General features: G+C 47.6%; 1 protein-coding gene. It reads left to right on the top strand.

Annotated elements, in window-relative coordinates; translation table 11 throughout:
* A partial coding sequence (locus ACTRWI_RS22390) for an FG-GAP repeat protein (RefSeq protein ID WP_499133895.1) occupies window positions 1-1,565 on the top strand: 1,565 nt, incomplete at its 5' end.
* Between the last annotated feature and the right edge of the window lie 10 nt (window positions 1,566-1,575).

Genomic DNA, 1,575 nt, shown 5'->3' with positions numbered 1-1,575 from the left:
TTAATAATGGTTATGGGCTAGGTATTTCGGCATCAGAAAACGGTCAGGTTGTGGCTGTCGGTGCTTATGGGATTGGAGGCGCAACGAATCCTAAAACAGGGCGCGTATTGGTTTATCGTTCAAATGGTACCGTGTGGACGCTAACCGATGAAATTTTCGCTAGCGCACCAGATGCTGACGATAGATTTGGCTTTAGCGTCAGTTTAAATTCAGAAGGCACACGACTCGCGGTTGGCTCAACGAGAGATGGCGGCGCAAATAACGAGTTGACTCAAACAGGTGCCGTTTATATTTTTGATTGGCTTAATGACACCTGGGCTGAGTCCGCCATTATTCGCCGACAATTATCCGGTTCAAATGAACAATTTGGTATAGATGTTGTGCTGTCATCTGATGGTCAACACTTAGTTACTTCGGGATACAACTTAGAAGTGTTCTATGCCTATGAGCTATCAGACAGCAACAGTAGTAATTGGCAAGGTACGAAACGCGTCTTTACTTCGCCTTCATCAAGGGTGGATAGGCTAGGCGTTAATAAAACTATTGCTTTCAATGGTAGGGAAGTCATTGTCGGTGCAGCCTTCGATGATATTAATTATCAAGGCATTGTTATTGATAGTGACGGCGATGCGCTGTTTGATGAGAGTGATGAAAGTTCAATTGGATCACCGTTTAATAATAGCGATACCAGTTTAAGCGATTCTGGTGCGGCTTATGTGCTCGCTTACGATCCGTATGCACTGCCAAGTATGGATAGGCTGCAAGCCAAAGTGGATGCGGTCAATGTCATTCTCGCTTGGGCTGCGGGTGCCACGACTGAACCCACAGAGCAACATTTTGCGGATGCGAGCATCGCAGACATCACCACAAGCAATCTTTCCGATGTAAATGCCCAGCTGCAATTGCTCGCTCATACCGATATGTTCGATGTTCAGCCTATGGTTGATGGCATCAATGTTATCCAAGTCTATGCCTTAGACAACACGCAACCGTCACCAACCTTAACCGACTATGTGACAGCGGGCATTTCAGGTGTTAGCGCGACAAACCTCAGTGATGTGAATGGACAAGTCGACAGTCAATCACTGACGCCAATGGCAAGCGTGCAAACCTTGGTCGACAGCTTCAATGTGGTCCAAACCTATGCGGCGGATAATACACAGCCAGCCCCAGGTGAAGCGGATTTCACCAATATTGGCGTGACCGGCGTAACGGCAAGTAATTTGACTGACGTGAATGCACAGGTGAATGCGCAAACCTTAACCGCCACCGCAACCATTCAAACGGTCGTCAGCAGTTTCACTCTTATCGAGGCTTATGATACGCAAACGGCGCCGTCCGAAACGGACTTCACCAATATTGGTGTAACAGGTGTCACGGCAAGCAACTTGTTAGATATAAACGGACAAGTGGATAGTCAATCACTCAGCTCGACGGCCAGTGTTCAAACCGTGGTCGACAGCCACAATCGTATTGCAACCTTTGCGGCGGATAACACCCAAACCGTGCCAGTAAGTGTTCACCAAGCCCCTATTGACAGAAAAAGTGTGACACCCAGCACTTGATCCACTTTTG

The sequence above is a fragment of the Pseudoalteromonas sp. G5_S1_14_S5 genome, from assembly GCF_054968605.1.
The sequence above is the reverse complement of the archived record's forward strand: the minus strand, read 5'-3'. Positions and strand labels throughout refer to the sequence as shown.